The organism is Maribacter sp. X9, from assembly GCF_048537565.1.
GTDB lineage: Bacteria > Bacteroidota > Bacteroidia > Flavobacteriales > Flavobacteriaceae > Maribacter.
On record NZ_CP183215.1, the window covers coordinates 4,085,715 to 4,110,437 of the forward strand.

The window sequence follows — 24,723 nt, forward strand, 5'->3', positions numbered from 1 at the left end:
TCCATCCATGAAAAAGGGGAAATGGCTGCTTTTAATAGCGCTTGTAATTTTCAGTTTCAGTTTCGCACAAGAAGTGAAGGTTTCCGACTCCATTGAAAGTGTGGGAGAAATTTCTTTGACACAAAATGTGAACACCATTAATACCGCCACCATAGTCACCAACGAGGGTTTTTCCATAGAAAGCTTGGGAAGAGGCATTTTAGGCATGATCGTACTATTAATGATTGCCTATCTCTTTAGCTCTAACAGAAAAGCCATCAATTGGAAAACGGTAGGTATAGGATTGACCATTCAACTTTCTTTGGCCATTGGCATCTTAAAAGTACCTTTCATTAGATCGATATTTACGGTTTTAGGAAAAATTTTCAATGAAATATTAAATTTTACGGTAGCCGGAAGTCAGTTTCTTTTGGGTAATCTCATGAATCTTGACAATCCCAATATTGGCTATGTATTCGCTTTTCAAATTCTACCTACCATCATATTTTTCTCTGCCCTTACCTCTGTTCTATTTTACCTGGGCGCCATCCAAAAAGTGGTTAAGGGATTGGCATGGCTACTTACAAAATCACTGGGCATTTCGGGTCCGGAAAGCTTATCCGTGGCCGGAAATATATTTTTAGGACAAACTGAGGCCCCATTAATGATAAAGGCCTATTTGGAAAAAATGACGCGATCAGAAATTCTTTTGGTCATGATTGGTGGTATGGCCACCGTGGCCGGTGGAGTACTCGCAGCATATATTGGTTTTCTAGGAGGAAACGATGAGGCGCTTCGATTGGAATTTGCCAGACATTTAATCGCCGCCTCTGTAATGGCCGCTCCCGGAGCTATTGTGGTATCTAAGATTTTATGTCCACAAACCGAAAAAGTAGATACCCACATACAAGTATCCACTGAAAAAATAGGAAGCAATCTTTTGGACGCTATCGCCAATGGAACCACGGAAGGTTTGAAATTAGCCGTCAATGTTGGTGCCATGTTGTTGGTTTTTGTGGCGTTCATTGCCATGCTGAACGGTATTTTTGGTTTCTTGGGCGACATAACCAACCTAAATCAGATCATCGCCGATCACTCCTCCTTTGAAAAACTTTCATTGGAGGCAATCCTGGGAACAATTTTCGCCCCGCTCATGTGGCTTATAGGGGTCGCCAATGAGGACATTTCATTAATGGGTCAATTGTTAGGCATAAAATTGGCATCAAGTGAGTTTGTAGCTTATACACAATTAGCTACGCTAAAAGACATGACCAGTGCTCCACATTTAGATTTTCAGAAATCGATTATCATGGCAACCTATATGCTGTGCGGCTTCGCCAATTTTGCCTCAATAGGTATTCAAATAGGTGGCATAGGCTCTTTAGCACCTGGCCAGCGGAAAACATTATCCGAATTCGGAATGAAAGCCGTTTTAGGCGGTTCTTTGGCCTCTTTACTTTCCGCGACAATTGCAGGTATGATCTTAGGTTAGTCATTATTGCAAAATTTACCATGGTTAATAAATTTTCATAACCCCTCTTTTGAATTTTTCTCAAAGATTTATCGAAATAGTATTTTTACCCTTGGTTTCAAATTCTTTTTTAAAACCATTTAATTAAATCTACCATGAAGCAGTACCATGACCTTTTAAATCATGTTTTAAAAGAAGGTAACCAAAAAGGTGACCGTACCGGAACGGGAACTAAAAGTGTTTTTGGCTATCAAATGCGATTTGATCTTAGTAAAGGTTTTCCTATGGTGACTACCAAGAAACTACATTTAAAATCGATTGTATATGAACTGTTATGGTTTTTAAAAGGCGATACTAACATTGGCTACCTACAAGAGAACGGAGTGCGCATTTGGAACGAGTGGGCAGATGAAAATGGAGATTTAGGACCTGTTTACGGACATCAATGGCGTAATTGGAACAATGATGAAATCGACCAGATTAAAGAGATTGTCCATTCCTTGAAAACCAATCCCAATAGCAGAAGAATGTTGGTTTCCGCATGGAACCCTAGCGTCTTGCCCGATACTTCGAAATCTTTTTCAGAGAATGTAGCCAACGGAAAAGCAGCCTTGCCGCCCTGCCATGCTTTCTTTCAATTTTATGTAGCCGACGGAAAACTGTCTTGCCAATTATACCAAAGAAGTGCAGATATTTTCTTGGGAGTTCCGTTCAACATCGCCTCTTACGCCTTATTCACCATGATGATGGCCCAAGTATGTGGATTTCAAGCAGGAGAATTCATACACACCTTTGGTGATGCCCATATTTACAATAATCATATGGAACAGGTTGAACTTCAATTGAGTCGAGAACCAAGGCCACTACCGAAAATGCATATCAACCCCAATGTGAAGGATATTTTTGATTTCAATTTCGAAGATTTCACCTTAGAGAATTATAACCCCTATCCTCATATAAAAGGAGTTGTAGCGGTATAGTATCAATTTCTTAATTTATTCAGGCAAGCCCAATAGCCCATTTTTATCTAACTTTAGTATAAAAATTGGGCTAATGATAACCACTGATACTCTCGTCGAATTCTTCCTAGAAACTCGGGAACATACCGAAGCTCTATGTGAGCCACTTGAAATTGAAGATTATGTGGTGCAACCCATAATCGATGTTTCTCCCCCAAAATGGCATTTAGGCCATACCACTTGGTTCTTTGAAGAGTTTATCCTAAAGGTATTCGACAAAAATTATACGATTTATGATGACGATTTTTCCTTTGTCTTCAATAGTTATTACGAAAGTGTTGGAAAACGTGTCATACGAGCGGACAGAGGAAATTTATCACGGCCTTCGGTCAAAAAAGTATATGCATATAGACATTATGTGACACGAGCCATGAATCAATTACTAAGCTCCGACAGTAATGAAGATTTACTACGAATATTGGAAATTGGCATTCATCATGAAAAACAGCATCAGGAATTACTGCTAACCGATATCAAATACATTTTGGGCAACAATCCTTTACTGCCAAAATACGCTGATTTTTTCAAGGAATTTGATCAAGAACCCCAACGAACTGAATGGATCAGTATTGATGAAGGTATTTATGAAATAGGACATAATTCCTCTGAATTTTGTTTTGACAATGAACTTGGAAGACACAAGGTATATTTACAGGACTTTGAAATTTCAAATACCTTGGTCACAAATGAAGAATACCTTGCATTCATAAAAGCAGATGGTTATGAACGTTTTGATCTTTGGCATGCCGAAGGATGGGATTGGGTTCAAAAAAACAATATCAACGCTCCGTTATATTGGCATGAAATCGATGGCAAGTGGTACAATTATATCTTATCCGGTTTATCAGAAATTGAAATAAAAGCTCCAGTAACGCATATCTCTTATTTTGAGGCATTCGCCTTTGCCCAATTCAAGAATTGCCGCCTACCGACCGAATTCGAATGGGAAGCGGCCCAACGACATTTTAGTTGGGGGCAACGTTGGGAATGGACAGAAAGCGCCTATCTACCCTACCCCGATTATAAAAAAGCCGACGGAGCCCTAGGAGAATACAATGGGAAATTTATGGTGAATCAAAAAGTTCTACGCGGAAGTTCTGTTGCCACACCCACCAAACATACAAGACCAACGTACCGCAATTTTTTTCAAACCCATTTAAGATGGCAGTTTACCGGTATTAGGCTCGCCAAATAACTATGACTTAACTAACATGCAAGACGCTAAAATACGAAACACCATCACCACCGATTTTGAACGGGATGTCTTTAAAGGATTAACGGATTACCCTAAACATTTATCCTCCAAATATTTTTATGACGAAAAAGGAGATAAGCTTTTTCAAGATATTATGGCCATGCCGACCTATTATCTTACCGATATTGAATATGAAATTCTAGAAACGAACAGAACTAAAATTGCCGACTTATTTAGTGCTAAAGGAACATTCGATATTATTGAACTTGGTGCCGGGGATGGAAAAAAAACTAAGGTCATACTGAAAGAACTTAGCGAAAGGCAAATAGATTTTACATACGTTCCTATTGACATTAGTAAAAATGCGTTAGATCAATTAGCGAATGCTATAGAAAAAGAACTCCCGACCGTACGGACACAGCCATTTCAGGGAACCTATTTTCAGGCGTTACAGGAAATGGATAACAGAAAGAATCGTAAAATAATTCTATTCTTAGGTTCAAATATTGGAAATATGGAGCATGAGCAAGCCATTGCTTTTATGGATAAGATTCAGCAACTTATGCAACCCGATGACTTACTTTTCATGGGCTTTGACCAAAAGAAAAACCCACAAGCTATATTGGATGCTTATAATGATAAAGAGGGTGTAACCGCCGCCTTTAATAAAAACATATTGACAAGAATCAATACCGAATTACATTCGAATTTTGATTTGGAGCAATTTCTGCATTGGGAAGTTTATGACCCAGAAACGGGTACTGCCAAAAGTTATTTGGTATCTAAAATAGAACAACAGGTATGTGTTGAAAAACTAGATCTCCTCGTTTCCTTTAAACCCTGGGAAACCATTCATACAGAAATTTCACAAAAATACGATGATGATATCATCAATTGGTTAGCAAAAGAAGCCGGATTAACATTATTCACTTCCTATCAGACCAATGAAAATCAATATAAAAATTATGTGTTCAAAAGAACTAGCTTTTAAAAATCAGGCTTGCATTGTACCATCTGACTATTAACAAAGCATTGAATTGAAAACACCCTAAAGTTTACATCAATTCCTAATTCAAGAAAAAAGAAAGGCATGTTCATTGAAAAACTAAACATGCCTTTAACATATTGTGTATTGGATATTACAATTCTATAACGGCATTCTCAGACCCGGCATAATCGTTCCACTGGTAACGATCAGCTTCTGTTTCATTTACATAAGCCCCATCTACAAGGTACTTAAATTCATACGAATTTTCTTTTGGAAGATCGAATGTTCCCTTAAACGTTCCGTTCTTTAATTTTTTCAAAGTGCTTCCTTTAGGACTCCAGTTATTGAAGTCTCCTACTACAGAAACTTTTTCTGCTTCTTCTGCAGGTACAGTGAAGGTTACCTTGCATACAGGTTTAGTTTTTAAATATTGCTTTACAATTGCCATGATATCTAGTTTTATATTTAATACAAAACTACTATAATAAAAAGCTCATTTCCAACACATAAGAGCATTTTTATCGATTTAGTAATATTTAAGAGGTTTTTAATGTAGTAATAGAAAATAACACTACAAATATTACCAGCTACTAAATACCTATCTTCTTGTCTTTAAGATTTTTACAATTTGATCAATTTCATCTTCAGTATTATAAAAATGAAAACTTAAACGCACACCTTGCCCACGTTGCGCACAAAAAACATCGTTCGACAAAAGATGTTGAAATGTAGCTTCGTCTGCCTTTATATTGAATATAGTACTATGCTGGATCCTACGCCCAACTTTTTCGTCCAATAGACCCAATGCGTGAAACTCTGATTTTGCCTTTTCGGATAATTTTCTATTATGAGCCGTGATTTTATCCATGCCTATTTTCTTGAAATAATCCATTGAAAATTTAAGGCTGCCGAAAGATAACGAAGATAAATGACCCGGCTCGAACAATTTGGCAAACCGAATGTTGTTCTTTTTATCAAAATCTCCATTAGCAGCATTAAAACCGATGCTACTTATAGAAAACTCCTCTTTCGCCCTATCGGAAAACAACATAAAACCGTTTCCGTACCCTGCTAATAACCATTTGTAGGCACTTGCTCCTAGCACATCGATACCTGATGCATCAAAATCGAACTCCATACTTCCACAAAACTGAGTGCCATCCGCTATAATTACCAGATTTGGAAATTGTTCCTTTAATCGTTTTAGAAAATCTGGATCAATAAAAAATCCGTCCAACCATTGCACCAAGCTTAACGCTAACACTTCTATCTGTTCTTTCGCAATTGTTTCTGTCATAAGCTCCTCAATGTTCGCATCCATTTGAACATAGCTTATATCAAAATTCCTATTCTCAAAAGCCCAATTAAGTGATGGATAATCATTTTTAAAAAGCAAAACTTTTCTTCTTGGCGTTAACCCTTCTAATAATACATTTAATCCCGTGGAAAAATTATTGATCAATGCCACATTTTCACGCTTACAGTTGAAAAAATGACCTATGGTATCTCTCGTATCGGACAGTACTTGTAACGTTTTATTGCGCATATCGCTCCCATAAAGTAAAAAGTCAAGATCATGCTCTTGCCTCCAATCCAATAATGAATCGTACAACAATCCATAAACTGCTGTATTGGCGTAAATACCTTTTCGTAAAACCGGGAATTCCTTTCTAAATTTTTCCATACTTTATTGAGTGAAATACATTTCCTGTATCTTTGAACCAAAGATAGGAAGAGCCATGTTTTCCAAAAATAAAAATACCTCCAAATTAGACTTAGAGCAACATGAGCTATTGGAAAATGCCCAAAAAAGGATTAAACAAAAAAAACGCCTGTATACCCATTTCGTAGTTTTTCTAGTGGGCAGTGTTTTCTTAATCCTTATCAATAAAATATTGAAGTACGGCCAGGAATACAACTGGTTCATATGGGCCATAACCTTTTGGGGCTTTCTTTTTGTGCTTCATATTTTCAATGTTTTTGTCACCGATAGATTTATGGGCAGGGATTGGGAACGCTCACAACGCGAAAAATTAGTGGAGAAACAAAAACGTCGCATTGCTGAGTTAGAGCAAGAACTAAATGCAAATCCTGAAATTGAGATGGACGGCAAAAAAAAATTATTTTGAGAACATTGATAATGATCGCTGCAGCAGCAGAAAACAATGCCTTGGGAAAGGACAATGGATTGTTATGGCATTTACCCGACGATTTTAAACGATTTAAAAAATTGACCTCTGGCCACAAAATAATAATGGGCCGAAAAACTTTTGACAGCCTCGATAAACCTCTGCCAAACAGAACACACATTATCATTACAAGGGACAAAAACTATATCGTAGATTTTGATTCGTGCCTTGTCGTGAATTCTTTGGGTGATGCCATTCAACTTGTAGAAAATGAAATTGCCTTTATTATTGGCGGTGGAGAAATTTATAAACTGGCGGAAAAGCGAACCGATAAAATAGAATTGACCAGAGTACACGCTAGCTTTGATAATGCGGACACTTTCTTTCCTCAATTAGATGAAAACTATTGGATGTTGACCAAGCAAGAGTTTCATCCTGCAGATGATAAACATAAGTATTCATTTACGTATTTGACTTACGAAAAGAAAAAAAAGTAACTCTTAAAAAATGAGCTAAAAATCCAAAAAGGATACAGTTAGGTTCAAGTTAGCGGCTAAGAGAAAATTCTTGAGAACTTTTTCATCGCCATTCGTGTAAAACTGGTGTATTCCCATTTCTGTTGAAGTAGTCACTAATCCTTTTTGCTCCAATATGGCTTTCGTCTGCTTTGCAACGGCCTGTCCAGAATCAATGATCTTTACATTAGGTGGCAACATCTTCTTTAGAAGAGGAATCAAATAGGGATAATGGGTGCATCCGAGAACCAAATAATCGATTCCCTTTTCCAACATTGGCAAAATATATCCTTCTAATGTCCTATACATTTTAGAACTGTTCAACTCGCCATTCTCTATCATTTCAACCAATCCCGTACCCTTCTGTTCCACAATTGTAATACCCGCCGCATGGTTTTTCGCCGTACTATGAAAAAGACTACTGGACAAGGTTCCTTGAGTGGCCAAAACACCCACGGTTTTTGATGTCGAATTGATAGCGGCGGGTTTAATCGCCGGTTCAATTCCTATAAAGGGTACTTGATAGTTTTGCCTGAGATGACTTATGGCATTGGTGGTTGCCGTATTACAAGCAACTACAATGAGTTTACAATCTTGGCCTATAAGATATTCAGTATTCTTTATACTCAGCTCTACAATTCGTTCTTTTGACTTTTCGCCATATGGAGCATTTTTACTATCGGCCAGATAGATGCAATTTTCAAAAGGCAAAAGTTCTTGAATCTCTCCCCAAATGGAGGTTCCACCAATACCAGAATCAAAAATACCAATTGGCCTGTTCTTCATATTACTCCAATACCATTGTTAAAGGCTTACCGCTTGTTCCGCTAGGAAAGGAGATGCCCAATAATGCGGAAATTGTTGGTGCAATATCCGGTATCTCAGTACGGCTCACTGTTGATCCTGGTTTAATTCCCTTACCATAAAACAAGAGCGGGGTATGGGTATCATAAATCTGAGGAGAACCATGTGTAGACCCTGTATGCGAGTACGAAATAAAATTAGGCTTTAAAACTATTAAAACATCCCCTGACCTTTTCTGATTATATCCATTCTGCAAAATATAAGGGATGCCTTGAGTATATTCATTTTGCCACATCTGATTTGCGGTATAGACTCGATCAACACCGTCATAGCCTAAAAATTCACGCGCAATATCTTCTTCAACCGCTGCTAGTTCCAAATCTAAATTCTTTATTATTTCATGATCTAGGAACAATTGAAAATTAGAATAATTTTTCACGATGTCCGTGGTTCCGTATTTGTATTTCAAAAATTCGGAAAATTTTTCGGAAATAGCCTCGTTATCCACATATCCCGCAGGTATTTTCTGATCCTTCAAGTATGCAGGGACTTCAATAGCCGCATGGTCTGCCGTTAAAAAAACTGTATATTCACCTTCTCCTACATTTTTGTCCAGAGCTTTGAACAATCTGGCCAAATCTTCATCCAATCGCACATACGTATCCTGAACTTCTTTCGAGTTTACGCCATACTTGTGACCTACGTAATCTGTACTGGAAAAACTTACCGCCAAAAAATCTGTTATCTCATCTTTTCCTAAACTTTCTTGCTGTAATGCTTCTATAGCGAAATCAGCTGTAAATGAATTACCGTAAGGGGTAGACTTTATAAGATCAAAGTCGTTTGTTTTATCTAAAAGTGCCGTAGTACTGTGGGGGAAAGTAGGTGTGGTTTCTCCCTCGAAAAGGCCTTCATAGGCATTATCATCTGGTCCGCTCTCCTTATATTCCTTAATATCCTTAAGTGTATTCCAAGCTTTTTTATAGGATTGCGCCTTACCAGATGTATTAAAATCCATTACCCATTTTGGAAGTTGGGCCATGTAATAAGAACTTGTAATCCATTTTCCTTCATTAGCGCCATGAAACCAATAGGCTGCATTAGCGGTATGCCCTCCGGGCAAAACCGCTCCTCTATCCTTTAAAGCAATGGCTATAGTTTTACCACGCATTTGGGTGCTCAATCTGACCTCATCGGTAATCGTTGTTACCGTCATACGATGGGGTGACATTTTTCCTGCATCGGCCGTAGTTCCTACGGAAGTATAGGAAACATCAGATGCGCAATATACGTCGGTCCCCGTTTCTTTATCGTACCAATCATTTGCAATAATCCCGTGAACGGAAGGGGTAGTTCCCGTATATACCGATGTATGCCCAGGCCCCGTATAAGTAGGGGCATAATTGTAATGATTGTTCTTGCAATTGAACCCTTGCTCTATCAAGCGTTTAAAGCCGTCGTTGCCAAAATGAGTATAAAAACGAGTCAAGTAATCATAGCGCATTTGGTCCACGATAATACCCACGACAAGTTTTGGGGTGGTACGTAATACCTCATCACCTTCTGAACTTTTATTTTTTCCTTGTGCCGAAACGGTGGTGCTGAACAAAAAACCAACCATTAAACCAGCAACAAATAAGTTATTTCTCATTTTCATTTATATTCAAGTTAGAACGCAAAAATAAATAAATAAGACCTTTAAAGAATAAATGAAGGTTAAATGAAGTCCTTTATTGTTATTTTTACAACAAGAATTCTATTTTTAATCAATGAACTATTTAGCGTCTGTTGGAAGCTATGCGATTATGATCCGTGAGGTCTTTAAAAAGCCTACTAAATGGAGAATAATGAAAACACTTATTTATAAAGAAATAGATGAGTTGATTTTTAGCTCTTTAGGTATTATTATATTCATTTCCTTTTTCATCGGAGCTGTAGTCGCCATACAAACGGCGCTTAACCTTACGAATCCGTTAATACCAAGAAACCTAATCGGTTTTGCCACCAGGCAATCGGTTATATTGGAATTCGCACCGACCTTCGTCTCCATTATCATGGCCGGAAAGGTAGGCTCTTATATCACCTCAAGTATTGGCACTATGCGTGTTACCGAACAAATTGATGCATTGGAAGTTATGGGGGTCAATTCACTTAACTATCTGGTTTTTCCAAAAATCATTGCTATGCTATTTTATCCGTTTGCCATAGCGATATCCATGTACGTGGGTATTTTTGGCGGGTGGTGTGCAGGTGTTCTGGGTGGGTTTTTAACCAGTACCGATTTTGTGACGGGCCTTCAATCTGATTTTGTTCCCTTTCAAATAGCCTATGCTTTTATTAAAACATTGATTTTTGCATTTATAATTGCGACGATACCTTCCTTTCACGGTTTTTACATGAAAGGCGGTGCTTTGGAAGTTGGTAAAGCAAGTACCACTTCGTTTGTATGGACTAGCGTTGTGATAATAATACTGAATTATATTTTAACCCAACTTTTGTTAGGCTAATGATAGACGTACGAGACATTCACAAATCTTTTGGTGGCACCCATATTCTAAAAGGTATTTCCACCACCTTTGAAAAAGGAAAGACCAATTTGATCATTGGCCAAAGTGGGTCTGGGAAAACAGTCTTTCTAAAATGCCTTTTGGGGCTGTTTTCTCCGGAGGAAGGAGGGATAGCCTATGACGGAAAATTGTATTCGGATCTTTCAGATGATGAAAAACGTGATCTTCGACAAGAAATGGGAATGGTATTTCAAGGCAGTGCCTTATTCGATAGTATGACCGTGCAAGGCAATGTAATGTTTCCTTTAGAAATGTTCACTAAACAGAATAAGTCTGAAATGAAAGATCGGGTAGACACGGTTTTAAAAAGGGTGAATTTAATTGATGCCCATGAAAAATTTCCTTCGGAAATTTCGGGTGGAATGCAAAAACGAGTAGCCATAGCAAGAGCTATTGTAATGAACCCAAAATACCTTTTTTGTGACGAACCCAATTCTGGCCTAGACCCAAAAACCGCTATTCTTATCGACGACTTGATAAAGGAAATAACCGAAGAATTTAATATTACTACAGTAATTAATACCCATGATATGAACTCGGTCATGCAGATTGGGGAAAAGATCATTTTCTTAAAAGATGGTCTCAAAGAGTGGGAAGGCACCAAAAATGAAATCTTTAAAACAGACAATGAGTCCGTTACCAATTTCGTCTATTCATCTGACCTTTTCAAAAAAGTGAGGCAAATGTATATTCAAGAGGAAGGGAATTAATCCGCAGCCATTTCCTTGATCTGAATTTTTTCATTGTTGAGCCTTAAGCGCAACCAACTTTGTAGCTTATTCATATCCTTTACGGTTTCAGCGCGCTTAGCTTCCTTTTTCCAGGTTACCTCAAATAAAGGGATGCTATCCGTTTTATTAAAATCAGTAGAGATTAAATAAGCATATCCAAGGCGTTCCAAATTTTCGTAGTTAGTTTTTGCCTCTAAACTAATTTCCTTAAAAGGTATTTGATTGGATGAAATTTGACTCAAACGGGTTAGCTCACTCTCCAAAACCTTGATTTTTTCATCTTTACTAGAAAGCATACTTTTTTGAGATTCGTAAAGTTCGTTTACATATTTCAACTGGTTAAAATCCTCTCCATTAGAACCTTGGACAATTGACAATTGACAATTCTTCAATTGTTTAAAATCTTGCATTTGATTTCTCCATGTAGTAATCACATTATTCGGAATTGGCTCGTTCCCGACAAATACCAATTCAATTTTAGAATCACCACCGTCTTCATAGACAACCTCACTAAAATCCTTTAAAAATTTACCTTCGCCAGAGAATTGATAGGGCACAATATTCTCATCTATAAAATTATTCGCATCCCTTTTAAAAAGTGATTCCTCAAACACTCTATAAAAAGTAATACCTGCCGGAATCATTACTAGAATCGCCAGCAAAGAAGCCAGTCTTCCGATCAGTCGCCTTCTTTTTGAATTTACGTACCTCACCATCGGAAAACGCAACAGCTTAATTACCAAAAATGTCGCCAAAGCAATGAAAATCGTATTTATGGTAAAAAGATAAAGTGCTCCTGTGGCGTATGACCAATTACCAATGGCCAAACCAAAGCCGACTGTACATAAAGGTGGCATTAACGCTGTTGCGATGGCAACACCAAAAATAACACTGGCTATGGTTCCTTTTTTGGCCCGTGCGATTACCAAGGCCAAACCACCGAAAAATGCTATCAGAACATCTCGTATATCGGGTGCCGTTCTTGCTAAAAGCTCTGAAGATTCATCCCTTAACGGAAAAAAGCGAAAAAACAGATACGCTGTAATAACACTGAGCACTACCATTACAGCAAAATTCTTTAAAGATCGCTTTAAGGTATCAATATCATTGATTGCAACTGACATTCCTATTCCCAAAATAGGACCCATTAATGGGGAGATTAACATCGCCCCGATGACCACTGCCGTAGAATTTGCATTCAAGCCGATCGATGCAATAAATATAGAACAAATTAAAATCCATGAAGTATGCCCCTTAAAGGGAATATCTGCAATAATCGCCTCTTTAGTGGCCTGTTGATCCGTATTGGTTCGAATATCCAATAACTCCGAAAGAAACTTTTTCACACTTCCAAGTAAACCTTGAAAATCCTTTTTTACTTCCTCTCCGCCATTACTCTCATTACTGGTTGGAGTGATATTATCTTGATCTAAATTGTTTTCCATTTCTATGCAAATTCGTCACCAAAAGCATCTTTCACTTTGTTTAAAACCTGTTTAATATCCTGTTCTTTAGCCTTGGGATAAATCAATAGTACATCTTCCTTATCTACAATAATATAATCATCAAGCCCATCTACAACCACAATTTTACCCTCTTTGGACCGTATCATATTCCCGCTTGAATCTTGAGATAATACCTTGGCATTTACAACTGCATTGTTATCCGCATCCTTGTCCAATTTATCATACAACGAACCCCAAGTTCCTAAATCGTTCCAATCAAATGAGGCCTCTAACACATAAATTGATTTTGAATTTTCCAAAATGGCATAATCTATAGAGATGTTTTCTGCGTTAGGATAATTTTTAGCTATGAATTCCTTTTCGTTTTTGGTATTATAAACGGAAGCTCCATCTTGAAATAAACGATATTGTTCTGGCTGATAATTTTTAAATGCGTTCACTATGGTCTTTACGCTCCACATAAAAATCCCCGCATTCCAAAGGAAATTACCTTGGGCCAAAAACTCTTTTGCTGTCTCATAATCCGGTTTCTCCCTGAATTGATCAACCTTTTTCAATTGGGCCGCATCTTCCCTGTTATATTCTATATACCCAAAACCAGTATTAGGAAAAGAAGGTTTAATACCCAAGGTACACAAAACCTCCTCTTTTTCACATTTCTTGAAGCAAGCGGTAACATCGTTTGCAAATGCTTCTTCATCTTCTATCCAATGATCACTAGGTGCAACGATCATCACTGCGTCTTCGTTCATCTTTTGAATTTTCAAGGCCGCATATAGGATACAAGGTGCGGTATTGCGCATAGCTGGCTCAAGAACTACCTGTTCCTGTTTTACCTTTGGCAATTGTTCCAATACCAAATCATTATAGCGTTCATTGGTTAGAATAAGGATGTTTTCTGTTGGAACGAACTTATTCAATCGGTCAAAAGTTTTTTGAATCAGACTTTTTCCTGCTCCTAGCATATCGTGAAATTGCTTAGGGTTATCAGTTGTGCTAATCGGCCAAAACCTAGACCCTACTCCTCCCGCCATTAAAATGGCATAATAATTTCTATTCATACTAATTTTGTATTAATTCCACTTCGGCGTTCGGTTGAAAAAGATACATTTTACCACTCGACATTTCTACACATTCAAAGCGCTTTGTTCTTTTATTCCCCTTTTTAAAAAGTCTTCCATTATAAATTCGGAAAACACTACCTATCGGTAATTCAAAAACGTAAGTTTTTTCTGATTGTTGTTCATCAAATTGTTTTAAAGCCATGGACAATTGTGCATCTGTGCTACTACTCGCTTTGGGATTCTTAAAGTGTCTGGCCAGAAGCGGTAGTAATTTGGAAGGGAAAATCTCAGGATGAATAAAAGGCAACATTAAATACTGAAACGTTCTCTTCCATTCTATCCCGTGGGGTTTAATATGCCGTCCATATTTCTCAAAGGCCACTAAATGTGCAATCTCATGAATTAAGGTAACTAAAAATCGATACTTGTTAAGTGATGCGTTTACCGTAATCTGATGTCGGCCATCTTTTCTTCTTCTATAATCCCCATGTCTTGTCACTCGCTCATTCACAATCTTCAAATGGACCTGACTTGCTTTAATCAGTTCAAAACAAGGAACGACCGCCGCTTCTGGAAGATATTTAGCTAAAGTTTGTTGCATTCTTAGGGCGTAGTACTACTTACCTGTAACATTTTACCATTATACAATTTTTGTCCGTTCAAAGCAAAATCCATGATATAATTCGCCATCTCAAAGGCAGATACCGGCGCTTTATAACCTGGAAACGCCTCTTGCAACATTTCTGTCTGAACAGCACCTAAGGCCAAGGCATTAAACGATGGGCCTGTTTCCTTAAATTCCTCCGCAAGTAATTCAGTCAGCGTAATCACTGCTCCTTTACTGGAACTGTAAGCAGATAAGCCTGTAAATTTTGCACTCCCTTGCACGCCTCCCATTGAACTAATGGTCAGCACATGACCTGTTTTCTCCATAAAAGGGATGACTAGCTTAGTCAGCGCAGCAACACCGAATACATTTACGTCATAAACGGATTTGAACTCAGCATCCGTGGTTTCCAAAAACGGCTTATTGACCAATTTCCCAGCATTATGGATCAATGCTGAAATCTCTATTTTTTTATCGGTCAAATATTGCGCTAATTTTTCACGATCTTCTATTGCCGCAATATCGAAAGAAAGCGATTCAATATTCGTATGACCAAGACGTTTAGTCGGATGCTCATTTCTGGATAATGCCAAAACAGTATGCCCAGCATCAGCCAACAATTTCGTCAATTCAAATCCAATTCCCCTGCTCGTACCCGTAACGATTACATATGCCATTAATTGTATTTTATTTCTTTAATAGGTGCATTGACAATGCCCGTCAAAACAGGAATACACTCGTTCACTATAGTCGCCATAAATATAAAATCCATCTTCGAAGCTTCGTCCCCTACTTTATGATATTCATTGAAATTGGTGAAATCAAAAGAACTATACGTTTGGGCAGGAACATTAAAAGTATCATAAAAAGGTGCATTGTCCGAACGCCTGAAGAGGTTGAATTCCTTTGCTTTTGGCAGAAATCCCACTAAATTTTTATGCGCATACCCATTACTGATTTCCGCTAAATTCGATAACTCAAACCCTGTCAAATAAAGGCTATGGTCTTTATCTACCATGGGAACGCCAATCATTTCAAAGTTAAGCATCGCATAAAGGTCTAGATTTTGTTTCTTCAATTTTTCCGCTAAATGTTTGGAACCCAAAAGCCCCTTCTCTTCCGCGGTAAACAAGGCGAAAATAATACTCCGTTTATTGGGCTTTTGGTTTCCAAAAAAACGTGCGAATTCCAAAACCGAAGTAGTGCCCGAAGCATTATCGTTAGCCCCATTTGCGATGACATCGCCACTCTGACCATTCTGTACACCAATATGATCATAGTGTGCCCCAACAATAATAAATTCATTTTTAAGATCAGGGTCGGTTCCTGGGAGATACCCAACCATATTATAGGCAATACCATCCTTATAATCAGTCAAGGTATCCCGATACGAAGAAAAATAAGGTTGAATATTATTTTTCTCAAATACGTTTTGAATAAAATCCGCGGCTTTTGAAATACCTTCACTTCCCGTATCCCTACCCTGAAGTTCGTCGGCCGTTAAAAAAAGCATTATTTTTTCGATATCCTGTGACGTAGTGAACGCTTTTATTTTTCCGCTGGCCATCTTACGATCGGTAGTATTATTAACATCTTTCGAGGTGTTTCGCACAACTTCTCCGCGAACACCGTTCGGTTTGTTCGTAGGATTTAATACGGTAGACTGCTCAACCTTTGCACCACCACATCCTAATACCAGAAAGCCGATAAACCATAAAACTATATTTTTCATAAGTACATTCTAAATTAAAATCTAAAGATAAAAAAAAGCATCCCGTTTAGAGGATGCTTTTGTAATTCTATTTTCAAGTTCTGTCCTATGCCAACATGGTCACAGGATTCTCCACGAAATAGCGTAAGGTTTGAAGGAATTGAGCTCCTACTGCACCGTCAACAGTTCTATGGTCACAGGCCAACGTTAGTTTCATTGTACTACCAACCACGATTTCCCCATTTTTAACCACAGGTTTTTCCACTATAGCTCCTACGGACAATATTGCAGAATTTGGTTGATTGATAATACTTGTAAACTCTTGAATACCGAACATTCCTAAGTTTGATACCGTAAACGTACTTCCCTCCATTTCCGAAGGAGAAATTTTCTTATTACGCGCTTTTCCGGCCAAATCCTTAACCGCAGCTCCTATTTGGGTAAGACCTAATAAATCACAGTGCTTTACTACCGGAACTACCAAACCTTCATCAACGGCCACTGCGACACCCATGTGAATGTGCTTATGGAACTTGGTAGTATCTCCATTCCAAGATGTATTTACTTGCGGATGTTTTCTTAACGCCATGGCACAGGCTTTCAAAACCATATCATTAAATGAAACCTTGGTATCTGGAAGACTATTTATTTGAAGCCTAGATTCTTTTGCATTATCCATATCCACCTCAATGGTCAGGTAAAAATGGGGGGCCGTAAACTTAGAATTTCCTAATGCTTTGGCTATTGCCTTTCGCATATTTGAATTCTTGACCTCCTCTGTTCCTTCTTCTCCAGCCGGTATAGCCATTGAAACAGGCGCAGCAGCCGATGTAGAACTCTCTGTTTTTGAACTGGGCGCAGCAGGCTTAGCTTCAGAATTAGGTTTATAATTCTCTATATCCTTTTTTATTATTCTGCCATTATCTCCTGATCCGGAAACATTGGCCAAATCGATTCCTTTATCCTCTGCAATTTTCTTTGCCAATGGGGAGACAAAAATTCGTTCTCCATCTGAAACAGTTTTAGTTACATCTTTAGCCTCAGATTTACTTTCAGTTTTTTCCAGTGAACCGTTGCTCGATTTCTCTTCTTCTTTTTTCGAATCCGGACTTGTTTTCTTCTTGCTTCCGCCGGGCTTACCGTTCAAAACAGCATCAACATCTGTTCCTTCTGGACCTATAACCGCTAAAACAGCATCTACGGGAGATGATTCTCCCTCTTGAATACCGATGTATAGCAACTTACCCGAATAGAAAGACTCAAATTCCATCGTAGCCTTGTCGGTTTCGATTTCGGCTAAAATATCGCCTTCCTCAACATCATCACCAACCTTTTTCAACCAGCTAGCTACGGTACCTTCCTCCATGGTATCGCTCAACCGCGGCATTTTTACGATTTCCACCCCTTCAGGAATCGAACCATCGCCTTCGTCATCATCCGACTCTTCTTCATCCGACGAAACAGAATCTTCGGCCTTATCTTCAGCAGTGCTTTTGTCTTCCGATGGTTTATTTTCTGAGTTGGATGAACCGTCTCCGTTCAATAATCCGGAAATATCTTCGCCTTCTTCCCCTATTATCGCCAACAAGGTATCAACAGGGGCTCCGTCTCCTTCTTCGATACCTATGTGCAACAATGTACCTTCGTGAAAGGATTCGAACTCCATTGTTGCCTTATCGGTTTCAATTTCTGCTAATATATCTCCTTCTTCAACTTTGTCTCCTACTTTTTTCAACCATTTAGCCACGGTACCTTCTTCCATGGTATCGCTTAAACGGGGCATATTTATTACTTCAGCCATCTACTTACAATTTATGTTGAACAAATGGAAAATCCTCTTGTTCGTAAACCATATCGTACAATTGATTTACTGGTGGATAATCAGATTCTTCCGCAAACTTCTCACATTCTTTGACCAAGTCCTTAACCCTTTTGTCAATGTTCTTGATTTCTTCGTCGGTTGCGTATTTATTTTCTTTAATAACATCCAATACTTGTGTAATCGGATCTATTTTCTTGTATTCTTCAACTTCATCCTTAGTTCTATAATGTTGGGCATCTGACATTGAATGTCCTCTATATCTGTAGGTCTTCATTTCCAAGAAAGTAGGTCCGCCACCACTTCTTGCCCTTTCAATGGCCTTGCTCATTTCTTGGGCAACGGTTACAGGGTTCATTCCATCCACAGGTCCGCAGGGCATCTCATATCCCAACCCAAGTTTCCATATCTCAGTAGAAAAAGAAGTTCTTGCAACGGAAGTACCCATGGCATATCCATTATTTTCGCATATAAACACAACCGGCAACTGCCATAACATTGCTAAATTGAAAGTTTCATGCAACGACCCTTGCCGCACAGCACCATCACCCATGTAACATAAGGTAACATTATCCCTACCGGCGTACTTATCCCCAAAGGCCATACCCGCACCTAAAGGAATTTGACCACCAACGATACCGTGACCTCCGTGAAAGCGATGTTCTTTAGAAAAGATATGCATAGAACCGCCCATTCCTTTAGAAGTTCCTGTTACTTTTCCATAAAGTTCAGCCATTACCCTTTTTGGGTCAACACCCATTCCAATCGGTTGCACATGGTTTCTATATGCAGTTATCATTCGATCCTTGGTAAGATCCATTGCATGCAAAGCACCTGCCAAAACCGCTTCTTGTCCGTTGTACAAATGAAGAAATCCTCTTACCTTTTGTTGTATATAGACAGCGGCCAGTTTATCCTCAAATTTTCTCCAAAACAGCATTTCCTCATACCATTTTAAATATGTTTCCTTGGTGATTTTTTTCATCAATTTTAGCTATAGGTTTTAATTTCTTTACAGATATCAGAGGTTAGCATTACCTAGGTATCGCGGAAGAACAAAAATACACATATAAATGAATCGATAAAAATAATAGAGGCAAATCGATTAAGAAATTATAAGACCAACAAAAATGGATGTTAACGTGTTTAATTTCAATCCTTTCATTAAGAACAGATTATTTCAAGTAGCTACCATTAAACCCTAAGGGAAGTAAATCTGCCAAAGAACTGCACTCAACAACACTACCGGTTTCACCCATTAACAGAACTTTTATTGGTGCATGCTGCTTGAACTCATATTCTGAAATAGCTTGCCTACAATTACCACACGGAGCCGCTGGGGTATCTAATTTATTATTCAATGAAGTGGCAGAAACCGCAATGGCCTTTATTTTTACGTTAGGGAATTTAGCCCCCGCATAAAAAACAGCAACCCGCTCAGCACACAATCCCGAAGGATAAGAGGCATTTTCTTGATTGTTACCTTCAATGATTTGTCCATTTTCCAGTAATACCGAAGCCCCTACCAAAAAATTGGAATAGGGGGCGTATGCTTTCTTTCTCGCCGCCACCGCTGCATCAATCAATATTTTATAATCTGCACATAATTCTTCGCACGAATCATAAACGGTTAAATCAATGCTAATTTTCTTCTGGGTAGACATACTTTATTTTTTGTGTAATCTACAAATTAATTAAGTGCTAATATTTTTTAGTTAAAACTTGAATATTTGACTGAAATAAGCAAACCTGCCAATTGGCAGGTTTGCTTATTCTTTTATTCATGACAACCACAAATCTTAATCATTATAAAACTCTTCACCTAAATTAAAGGTAAGAGAAAAACGTAATGTATTTTCCAATGGATTTCTAACTTGAGAAGTGGAGAATAAATAGGACAGATCTATCTGGGCAGCTTTAAACTTAAAGCCTGCCCCTAAGGTAAAGAACTTTCTTGAGCCTTTTTCAGCACTTTCGTTGAAATAACCCGTACGTACCATAAAAGCATCTTGATAAGTATATTCTGCCCCTAAGGCCCATGTAAATTCTTTTAACTCTTCACTAAAACCACCGGGTGCATCGGTAAAAGAATTAAAAATACCACTAAAACCACTTTCATTTTGATAAATGTCATTATCCTCAGCATCTATATCACCATCATCATCATAATCCTGTGGGGTAGGCACTAACAGTTTATTGAACTCCGTAGTTATACCGACCACATTTTCTTGATCCAGGATAAAATCAAACCCTCCACCAAAACTTAAGTTACTTGGCAAAAAGTTTTCCTGCCCACCGGCGTCATATTGAATTTTACCCCCTATGTTAGACAAGTTAAAACCCGCCCTCCAACGGCCATCAAAATTATTATATGCTATTTCTCTAGAGCGGTAGAACCCTGCCACATCTACGGCAAAAGTACTTGCCGCCTGGGAATCAGCCCCGGAATCTTGGAACTTCAAATTAGACCTGATGAACCTCCCTGCCACAGCCATAGAAAATGTAGGACTTAATTTTAGGGAATATGATCCGTCTAACGCCAATTCATTAGGTTTAACCACTCTTCCTTCGGTGTCATCTATTGATTGCCTCAGGACAATCTCGCCCAATGTAAAATACCTTAAACTGACCGCGAAAGCACTTTGCTCATCTATTTTATTATAAAAGCTGGCATTGAGTAGGGCAATATCTGTTATGATGCTTTCTAAGTAAGGGGTATAACTTATTCCTATACCCATTTTACGTTCAGCAAACGCAAATTTAGCAGGGTTCCATTGTTGGGAAAAGGCATCGGTAGAGGTCGCCACACCTATATCTGCCATACCAGCGGATCGGGCATCGGCCGCAATGGTAAGGAATGGTACCGCCGTTGTTATAACCCTTTGATCATTTTGGGCGTAATTTTTTCCAATTATCAGCAAAAAGAAAATTATTGCAATTTTTCTCATTAGAACGGTTCTTTAATTTTAAAAGGCGAAATATAGTGTTTCCTTTATTTCAATTTCAATATTTTACATGTAAACGGCCTTTTTTCCGTTATCGTGTATGATTACCAAGATTTTTAAAAGAAATAAGACTTCAAAAAAATTGTCGAAAATAATTTTAATGAAAATTCTTCAACGCCTCAATGAAAGAATGATTTAAACCATACTATAAACCATATTTCATCGTTTACCTAAATAGGTGGGATTAATTTAAAACTAAAGTACTTATCAAGAAAGTCAAAATTATTTTCACTCATAAAATAATCCAACAAAAACACCGTTCTATTGAGCGAAAGTGATAAACAAGTAAATCCAAAATATAGCTTCACATAACTATAATTTCTTAAGAAAGCGTAGTTTGTGAAAATTGAACTCAAGTCCTAATTATGAAGAAACATTTTATTAAAGTTGTATTCTCATGCACGGTTATCCTAGGCGGCTTAACACTAAACAGCTGTTCTAAATCGTCTTCGTCAAAAAACACGTCCAGAGCTACAGGTTGGAAAATAAATGCCAAAGAAGGTGGTTTTCAATACAATACTGATTTTAAAGAGCAAGAAACCGCTCCGGGATTGGTGTTCGTTGAAGGCGGTACGTTTACAAAAGGAAAGGTGCAGGATGATGTTATGCATGACTGGAACAATACCCCAACTTCTCAGCATGTTCAATCATTTTACATGGATGAGACAGAAGTTACAAACGTGATGTATTTGGAATACTTAGATTACCTAAAAAGCGTTTATCCACCAGAAAATCCAAAATACACCAATATATATGTAGGCGCTTTACCAGATACGCTGGTATGGAGAAACAGACTTGGTTTCAATGAAACAATGACCAATAATTACTTAAGACACCCTGCTTATGCAGAATATCCGGTTGTTGGTGTAAACTGGATCCAAGCAACACAGTTCGCTGAATGGAGGACGGATCGTGTAAATGAGATTATGCTCGAGCGTGAAGGATATTTATCCGACGATGCAAAATATCAGGCTTCAACAGGAGAAGTTCAGGGAACTTTTAGTACAGAAGCCTATTTGAACAGACCAGAATCCGTTTATAACGGACAAATAGATTCTCTTCAAGGGAAAATGAAAAAAGATAGTGTTTCAGTTTTCGCAAAAAGAAGTAGTGGTATCATTATGCCAGAATACCGACTCCCAACCGAAACGGAATGGGAATATGCAGCACAGGCCCAAGTTGGTCAAAGGGAATACAATAACTATCGAGGAAGAAAAAAATATCCTTGGGAAGGTGATTACACCAGAAATGGACAACGCGTAGGGAGAGGAGATCAATTGGCTAATTTCAAGCAAGGAAAAGGTGATTACGGTGGAATCGCCGGATGGTCAGATGATGGCGCCGATATTACCGCAGAGGTTATGTCCTACAAGCCAAATGACCTAGGCCTTTATGACATGGCAGGTAACGTGGCCGAATGGGTAGCAGATGTATACAGACCGATTGTAGATGATGAAGTAAGCGATTTCAACTATTACAGAGGAAACATATACATGAAAACTGCCATTGGTGAAGATGGAAAAGTGAACATCTTAAGAGATTCGGTAATCTTTGATACTTTACCAAATGGAAAAGTTGTTGCCGTTAACTTACCAGGAGAAATAAAAATGGTGCCCATTGACGAAGAAGAGACCTATTTAAGAACGAATTTCTCTTCAAGTGACAACCGTAGTTATAGAGACGGCGATGCCGGTTCATCAAGATTTTACGACAGGTTCAATGACGATGAAGAAGAGGATCCAAGTAAAAAAATGTATAATTCACCCAGACATTCGGTTGAACGTGACTCTGCCGGAAATCTCGTAAAAGGTTTTGATGAGTCAAACAGCAGAACTACTCTTATAAATGATGAAGTTAGAGTCTATAAAGGAGGCTCTTGGAGAGATAGGGCTTACTGGTTAGATCCAGCCCAGCGAAGATATTTGCCACAATATATGGCCACAGACTACATCGGATTTAGATGTGCAATGTCTAGAGTTGGTTCTAAATCAAAAACCAAGAACAAAACAATTAGAGGAAAAAAAGCAAAATAATTTTTTTTCTAATGAAATTAAAAAAGCCCTTATTAAGGGCTTTTTTTTATCTTCGATTTCATGAACATTCAAGACTTACATTCTATTTTTTTAAAGTACCCTAGCGTTAGCACCGATACTCGAAAAATCAAGAAAAACGATATATTTTTTGCATTAAAGGGAGATAATTTCAATGGTAACAGCTATACGCAGAAAGCCCTCGAAAAAGGGGCCAGTTATGTTATTATCGACGAAAAGGAATATGAATTGAACCAACAAACCATCTTGGTCGACAACACCCTTGAAACCCTTCAGAAACTCGCCAATTACCATAGAAACTACTGCGATGCAAAAATCATAAGTCTTACCGGAAGCAACGGAAAGACGACCACTAAAGAGTTAATACATGCCGTACTGGCAAGAAAATACAAAACCATTGCCACAAAAGGCAATCTCAATAACCATATTGGAGTTCCCTTGACACTCCTATCCATTTCACCAGAGACAGAAATAGCCATTGTTGAAATGGGCGCCAACCATTTAAATGAGATAAAATTTCTATGCGAAATTGCAGAGCCTGATTTTGGATATATTACCAACTTCGGCAAAGCCCATTTAGAAGGTTTTGGAGGCGTAGATGGTGTTATAAAGGGAAAAAGCGAATTGTACGATTACCTTATAAAAAATGATAAATCAATCTTTTTTAATGCAGACGATGATATTCAGCTAGAAAAGCTAAAATCCTATTCAAAAAAATATGGTTTTAGCAGTACTACTCCCGATTTCTATCAAATTGAATTCGTAAAGGCCGATCCATTCGTTACCCTTCAGGTCGAAGACATACTAATACAATCGCAACTCATTGGGGCGTATAATTATCAGAATTGCTGCGCTGCAATTATAGTCGGCAAGCACTTTAAGGTTGATTTAAATACCATAAGGCTTGGCATTGAAAACTACACCCCAGACAATAACAGATCTCAAATCATCAAAAAAGATACTTTCTATATCATCTTAGATGCTTACAATGCAAATCCATCAAGCATGAAGGCTGCACTTGAAAATTTTAATCACCTAGAGAAAACATATAAGTTTGTTATTTTAGGAGACATGTTTGAATTAGGAACTTCTGCAAAACAAGAGCATCAAGCCATTGCCGATTTAGCGCTGTCACTTGATTTTAAGGAAACTTTATTAGTGGGAGAAAATTTTTATAACACAGACACCCCCTTTACGAAGCTAAAAACATTTGAAAAATTGAAGGAGTATCTAAAAGAAAATAAATTAAACCCTAATGCTTCAATCCTGATAAAAGGCTCAAGAGGAATGGCTCTTGAACGGGTATTGGATATACTATAAAAGTGGGATATACTGGATTCGAACCGGTGACCTCTGCCCTGTCAAGGCAGCGCTCTAAACCAACTGAGCTAATATCCCCTGGAATCTAAGATAATAAAAAACAACCGTAATTATCTTAGACAATAACTACATTAAAACTAAAAAAGGCCTCCAATCACGGAAGCCTTTTTATTTGTGGGCCCTACTGGGTTCGAACCAGTGACCCCCTGCTTGTAAGGCAGGTGCTCTGAACCAGCTGAGCTAAGGGCCCCTAAAGGAGTGCAAATATATAATAGTTTTACA

Annotated in this window: 23 protein-coding genes and 2 tRNA genes; 10 read left to right on the forward strand and 15 right to left on the reverse strand. The window is 38.1% G+C overall.

Annotated elements, in window-relative coordinates; genetic code table 11:
• Positions 1–7: 7 nt before the first annotated feature.
• The 4 genes from ACNR9Q_RS17445 to ACNR9Q_RS17460 all read left to right on the forward strand — a co-directional run bounded on the left by ACNR9Q_RS17445 (position 8) and on the right by ACNR9Q_RS17460 (position 4,655).
• Entirely contained in the window at positions 8–1,471 is a 1,464-nt protein-coding gene (locus ACNR9Q_RS17445; RefSeq protein ID WP_419212501.1) for a NupC/NupG family nucleoside CNT transporter, read from the forward strand.
• A 134-nt stretch (positions 1,472–1,605) separates the two neighbouring features.
• Positions 1,606–2,430: a thymidylate synthase gene (locus ACNR9Q_RS17450; protein ID WP_419212502.1), complete on the forward strand. Its 825-nt coding sequence runs from the start codon at positions 1,606–1,608 to the stop codon at positions 2,428–2,430.
• Between the two features lie 73 nt (positions 2,431–2,503).
• Positions 2,504–3,664 (forward strand): ergothioneine biosynthesis protein EgtB, encoded by a 1,161-nt coding sequence (gene egtB, locus ACNR9Q_RS17455; protein ID WP_419212503.1) that lies wholly within the window; start codon positions 2,504–2,506, stop codon positions 3,662–3,664.
• Positions 3,665–3,680: 16 nt separating this feature from the next.
• Positions 3,681–4,655: an L-histidine N(alpha)-methyltransferase gene (locus ACNR9Q_RS17460; RefSeq protein WP_419212504.1), complete on the forward strand. Its 975-nt coding sequence runs from the start codon at positions 3,681–3,683 to the stop codon at positions 4,653–4,655.
• A 148-nt stretch (positions 4,656–4,803) separates the two neighbouring features.
• Here the strand turns inward: ACNR9Q_RS17460 and ACNR9Q_RS17465 are convergent, their stop codons facing one another.
• Positions 4,804–5,100 (reverse strand): isoamylase early set domain-containing protein, encoded by a 297-nt coding sequence (locus tag ACNR9Q_RS17465; RefSeq protein ID WP_419212505.1) that lies wholly within the window; start codon positions 5,098–5,100, stop codon positions 4,804–4,806.
• 150 nt (positions 5,101–5,250) lie between these two features.
• Positions 5,251–6,336, reverse strand: a complete 1,086-nt coding sequence (locus tag ACNR9Q_RS17470) for an aminotransferase class V-fold PLP-dependent enzyme (RefSeq protein WP_419212506.1) — start codon at positions 6,334–6,336, stop codon at positions 5,251–5,253.
• Between the two features lie 55 nt (positions 6,337–6,391).
• Between ACNR9Q_RS17470 and ACNR9Q_RS17475 the strand changes: the two genes are divergently transcribed.
• The gene (locus tag ACNR9Q_RS17475; RefSeq protein WP_419212507.1) at positions 6,392–6,781 is read left to right on the forward strand and encodes a 2TM domain-containing protein; all 390 of its coding nucleotides are present in this window, start codon (positions 6,392–6,394) and stop codon (positions 6,779–6,781) included.
• Complete coding sequence (locus ACNR9Q_RS17480) at positions 6,778–7,278, forward strand: dihydrofolate reductase (protein WP_419212508.1); 501 nt, start codon at positions 6,778–6,780, stop codon at positions 7,276–7,278. Before ACNR9Q_RS17475 ends, ACNR9Q_RS17480 begins: the two co-directional genes overlap by 4 nt.
• Before the next feature lie 15 nt (positions 7,279–7,293).
• Here ACNR9Q_RS17480 and murI read toward each other — a convergent pair whose 3' ends face one another.
• Both murI and pafA read right to left on the reverse strand, forming a co-directional pair.
• Positions 7,294–8,082, reverse strand: a complete 789-nt coding sequence (murI, locus tag ACNR9Q_RS17485; protein WP_419212509.1) for a glutamate racemase — start codon at positions 8,080–8,082, stop codon at positions 7,294–7,296.
• Position 8,083: 1 nt separating this feature from the next.
• The gene (pafA, locus tag ACNR9Q_RS17490) at positions 8,084–9,751 is read right to left on the reverse strand and encodes an alkaline phosphatase PafA (RefSeq protein ID WP_419212510.1); all 1,668 of its coding nucleotides are present in this window, start codon (positions 9,749–9,751) and stop codon (positions 8,084–8,086) included.
• 118 nt (positions 9,752–9,869) lie between these two features.
• Here pafA and ACNR9Q_RS17495 point away from each other — a divergent pair, with 118 nt between their 5' ends.
• Together ACNR9Q_RS17495 and ACNR9Q_RS17500 are read left to right on the forward strand one after the other, a co-directional pair.
• Positions 9,870–10,607 (forward strand): MlaE family ABC transporter permease, encoded by a 738-nt coding sequence (locus ACNR9Q_RS17495; RefSeq protein WP_419212511.1) that lies wholly within the window; start codon positions 9,870–9,872, stop codon positions 10,605–10,607.
• The gene (locus ACNR9Q_RS17500) at positions 10,607–11,377 is read left to right on the forward strand and encodes an ABC transporter ATP-binding protein (protein ID WP_419212512.1); all 771 of its coding nucleotides are present in this window, start codon (positions 10,607–10,609) and stop codon (positions 11,375–11,377) included. Before ACNR9Q_RS17495 ends, ACNR9Q_RS17500 begins: the two co-directional genes overlap by 1 nt.
• On the opposite strand, the gene ACNR9Q_RS17505 is transcribed toward ACNR9Q_RS17500, so the two are convergent.
• The 9 genes from ACNR9Q_RS17505 to porV form a co-directional block, all read right to left on the reverse strand.
• On the reverse strand, positions 11,374–12,843 hold the full coding sequence (locus tag ACNR9Q_RS17505) for a DUF389 domain-containing protein (RefSeq protein ID WP_419212513.1): 1,470 nt from the start codon (positions 12,841–12,843) through the stop codon (positions 11,374–11,376). The two genes, ACNR9Q_RS17500 and ACNR9Q_RS17505, sit on opposite strands and share 4 nt — an antisense overlap.
• A 2-nt stretch (positions 12,844–12,845) precedes the next feature.
• Complete coding sequence (locus tag ACNR9Q_RS17510; RefSeq protein WP_419212514.1) at positions 12,846–13,925, reverse strand: mannose-1-phosphate guanylyltransferase; 1,080 nt, start codon at positions 13,923–13,925, stop codon at positions 12,846–12,848.
• Position 13,926: 1 nt separating this feature from the next.
• Positions 13,927–14,529 (reverse strand): SprT-like domain-containing protein, encoded by a 603-nt coding sequence (locus ACNR9Q_RS17515; protein ID WP_419212515.1) that lies wholly within the window; start codon positions 14,527–14,529, stop codon positions 13,927–13,929.
• 2 nt (positions 14,530–14,531) lie between these two features.
• Positions 14,532–15,212: an SDR family NAD(P)-dependent oxidoreductase gene (locus ACNR9Q_RS17520; RefSeq protein WP_419212516.1), complete on the reverse strand. Its 681-nt coding sequence runs from the start codon at positions 15,210–15,212 to the stop codon at positions 14,532–14,534.
• Complete coding sequence (locus ACNR9Q_RS17525) at positions 15,212–16,267, reverse strand: M28 family metallopeptidase (protein WP_419212517.1); 1,056 nt, start codon at positions 16,265–16,267, stop codon at positions 15,212–15,214. The genes ACNR9Q_RS17520 and ACNR9Q_RS17525 overlap by 1 nt, the downstream gene beginning before the upstream one ends.
• An 85-nt stretch (positions 16,268–16,352) precedes the next feature.
• A complete protein-coding gene (locus ACNR9Q_RS17530; RefSeq protein ID WP_419212518.1) occupies positions 16,353–18,047 on the reverse strand; it encodes a 2-oxo acid dehydrogenase subunit E2 in 1,695 nt (564 codons plus the stop codon).
• A gap of 4 nt (positions 18,048–18,051) precedes the next feature.
• Entirely contained in the window at positions 18,052–19,050 is a 999-nt protein-coding gene (gene pdhA / locus ACNR9Q_RS17535) for a pyruvate dehydrogenase (acetyl-transferring) E1 component subunit alpha (RefSeq protein ID WP_419212519.1), read from the reverse strand.
• Between the two features lie 190 nt (positions 19,051–19,240).
• A complete protein-coding gene (gene cdd, locus ACNR9Q_RS17540; protein WP_419212520.1) occupies positions 19,241–19,729 on the reverse strand; it encodes a cytidine deaminase in 489 nt (162 codons plus the stop codon).
• Between the two features lie 135 nt (positions 19,730–19,864).
• Entirely contained in the window at positions 19,865–21,013 is a 1,149-nt protein-coding gene (porV, locus tag ACNR9Q_RS17545) for a type IX secretion system outer membrane channel protein PorV (protein WP_419212521.1), read from the reverse strand.
• Between the two features lie 422 nt (positions 21,014–21,435).
• Here porV and gldJ point away from each other — a divergent pair, with 422 nt between their 5' ends.
• Positions 21,436–23,103, forward strand: a complete 1,668-nt coding sequence (gene gldJ, locus ACNR9Q_RS17550; RefSeq protein ID WP_419212522.1) for a gliding motility lipoprotein GldJ — start codon at positions 21,436–21,438, stop codon at positions 23,101–23,103.
• A 60-nt stretch (positions 23,104–23,163) separates the two neighbouring features.
• Positions 23,164–24,441, forward strand: coding sequence for a UDP-N-acetylmuramoyl-tripeptide--D-alanyl-D-alanine ligase (locus tag ACNR9Q_RS17555; protein WP_419212523.1), 1,278 nt, complete (start codon positions 23,164–23,166; stop codon positions 24,439–24,441).
• A gap of 3 nt (positions 24,442–24,444) precedes the next feature.
• Here ACNR9Q_RS17555 and ACNR9Q_RS17560 read toward each other — a convergent pair.
• Together ACNR9Q_RS17560 and ACNR9Q_RS17565 are read right to left on the reverse strand one after the other, a co-directional pair.
• Positions 24,445–24,519 (reverse strand) — tRNA-Val (locus ACNR9Q_RS17560).
• Between the two features lie 97 nt (positions 24,520–24,616).
• Positions 24,617–24,691 (reverse strand) — tRNA-Val (locus ACNR9Q_RS17565).
• Positions 24,692–24,723 lie beyond the last annotated feature (32 nt).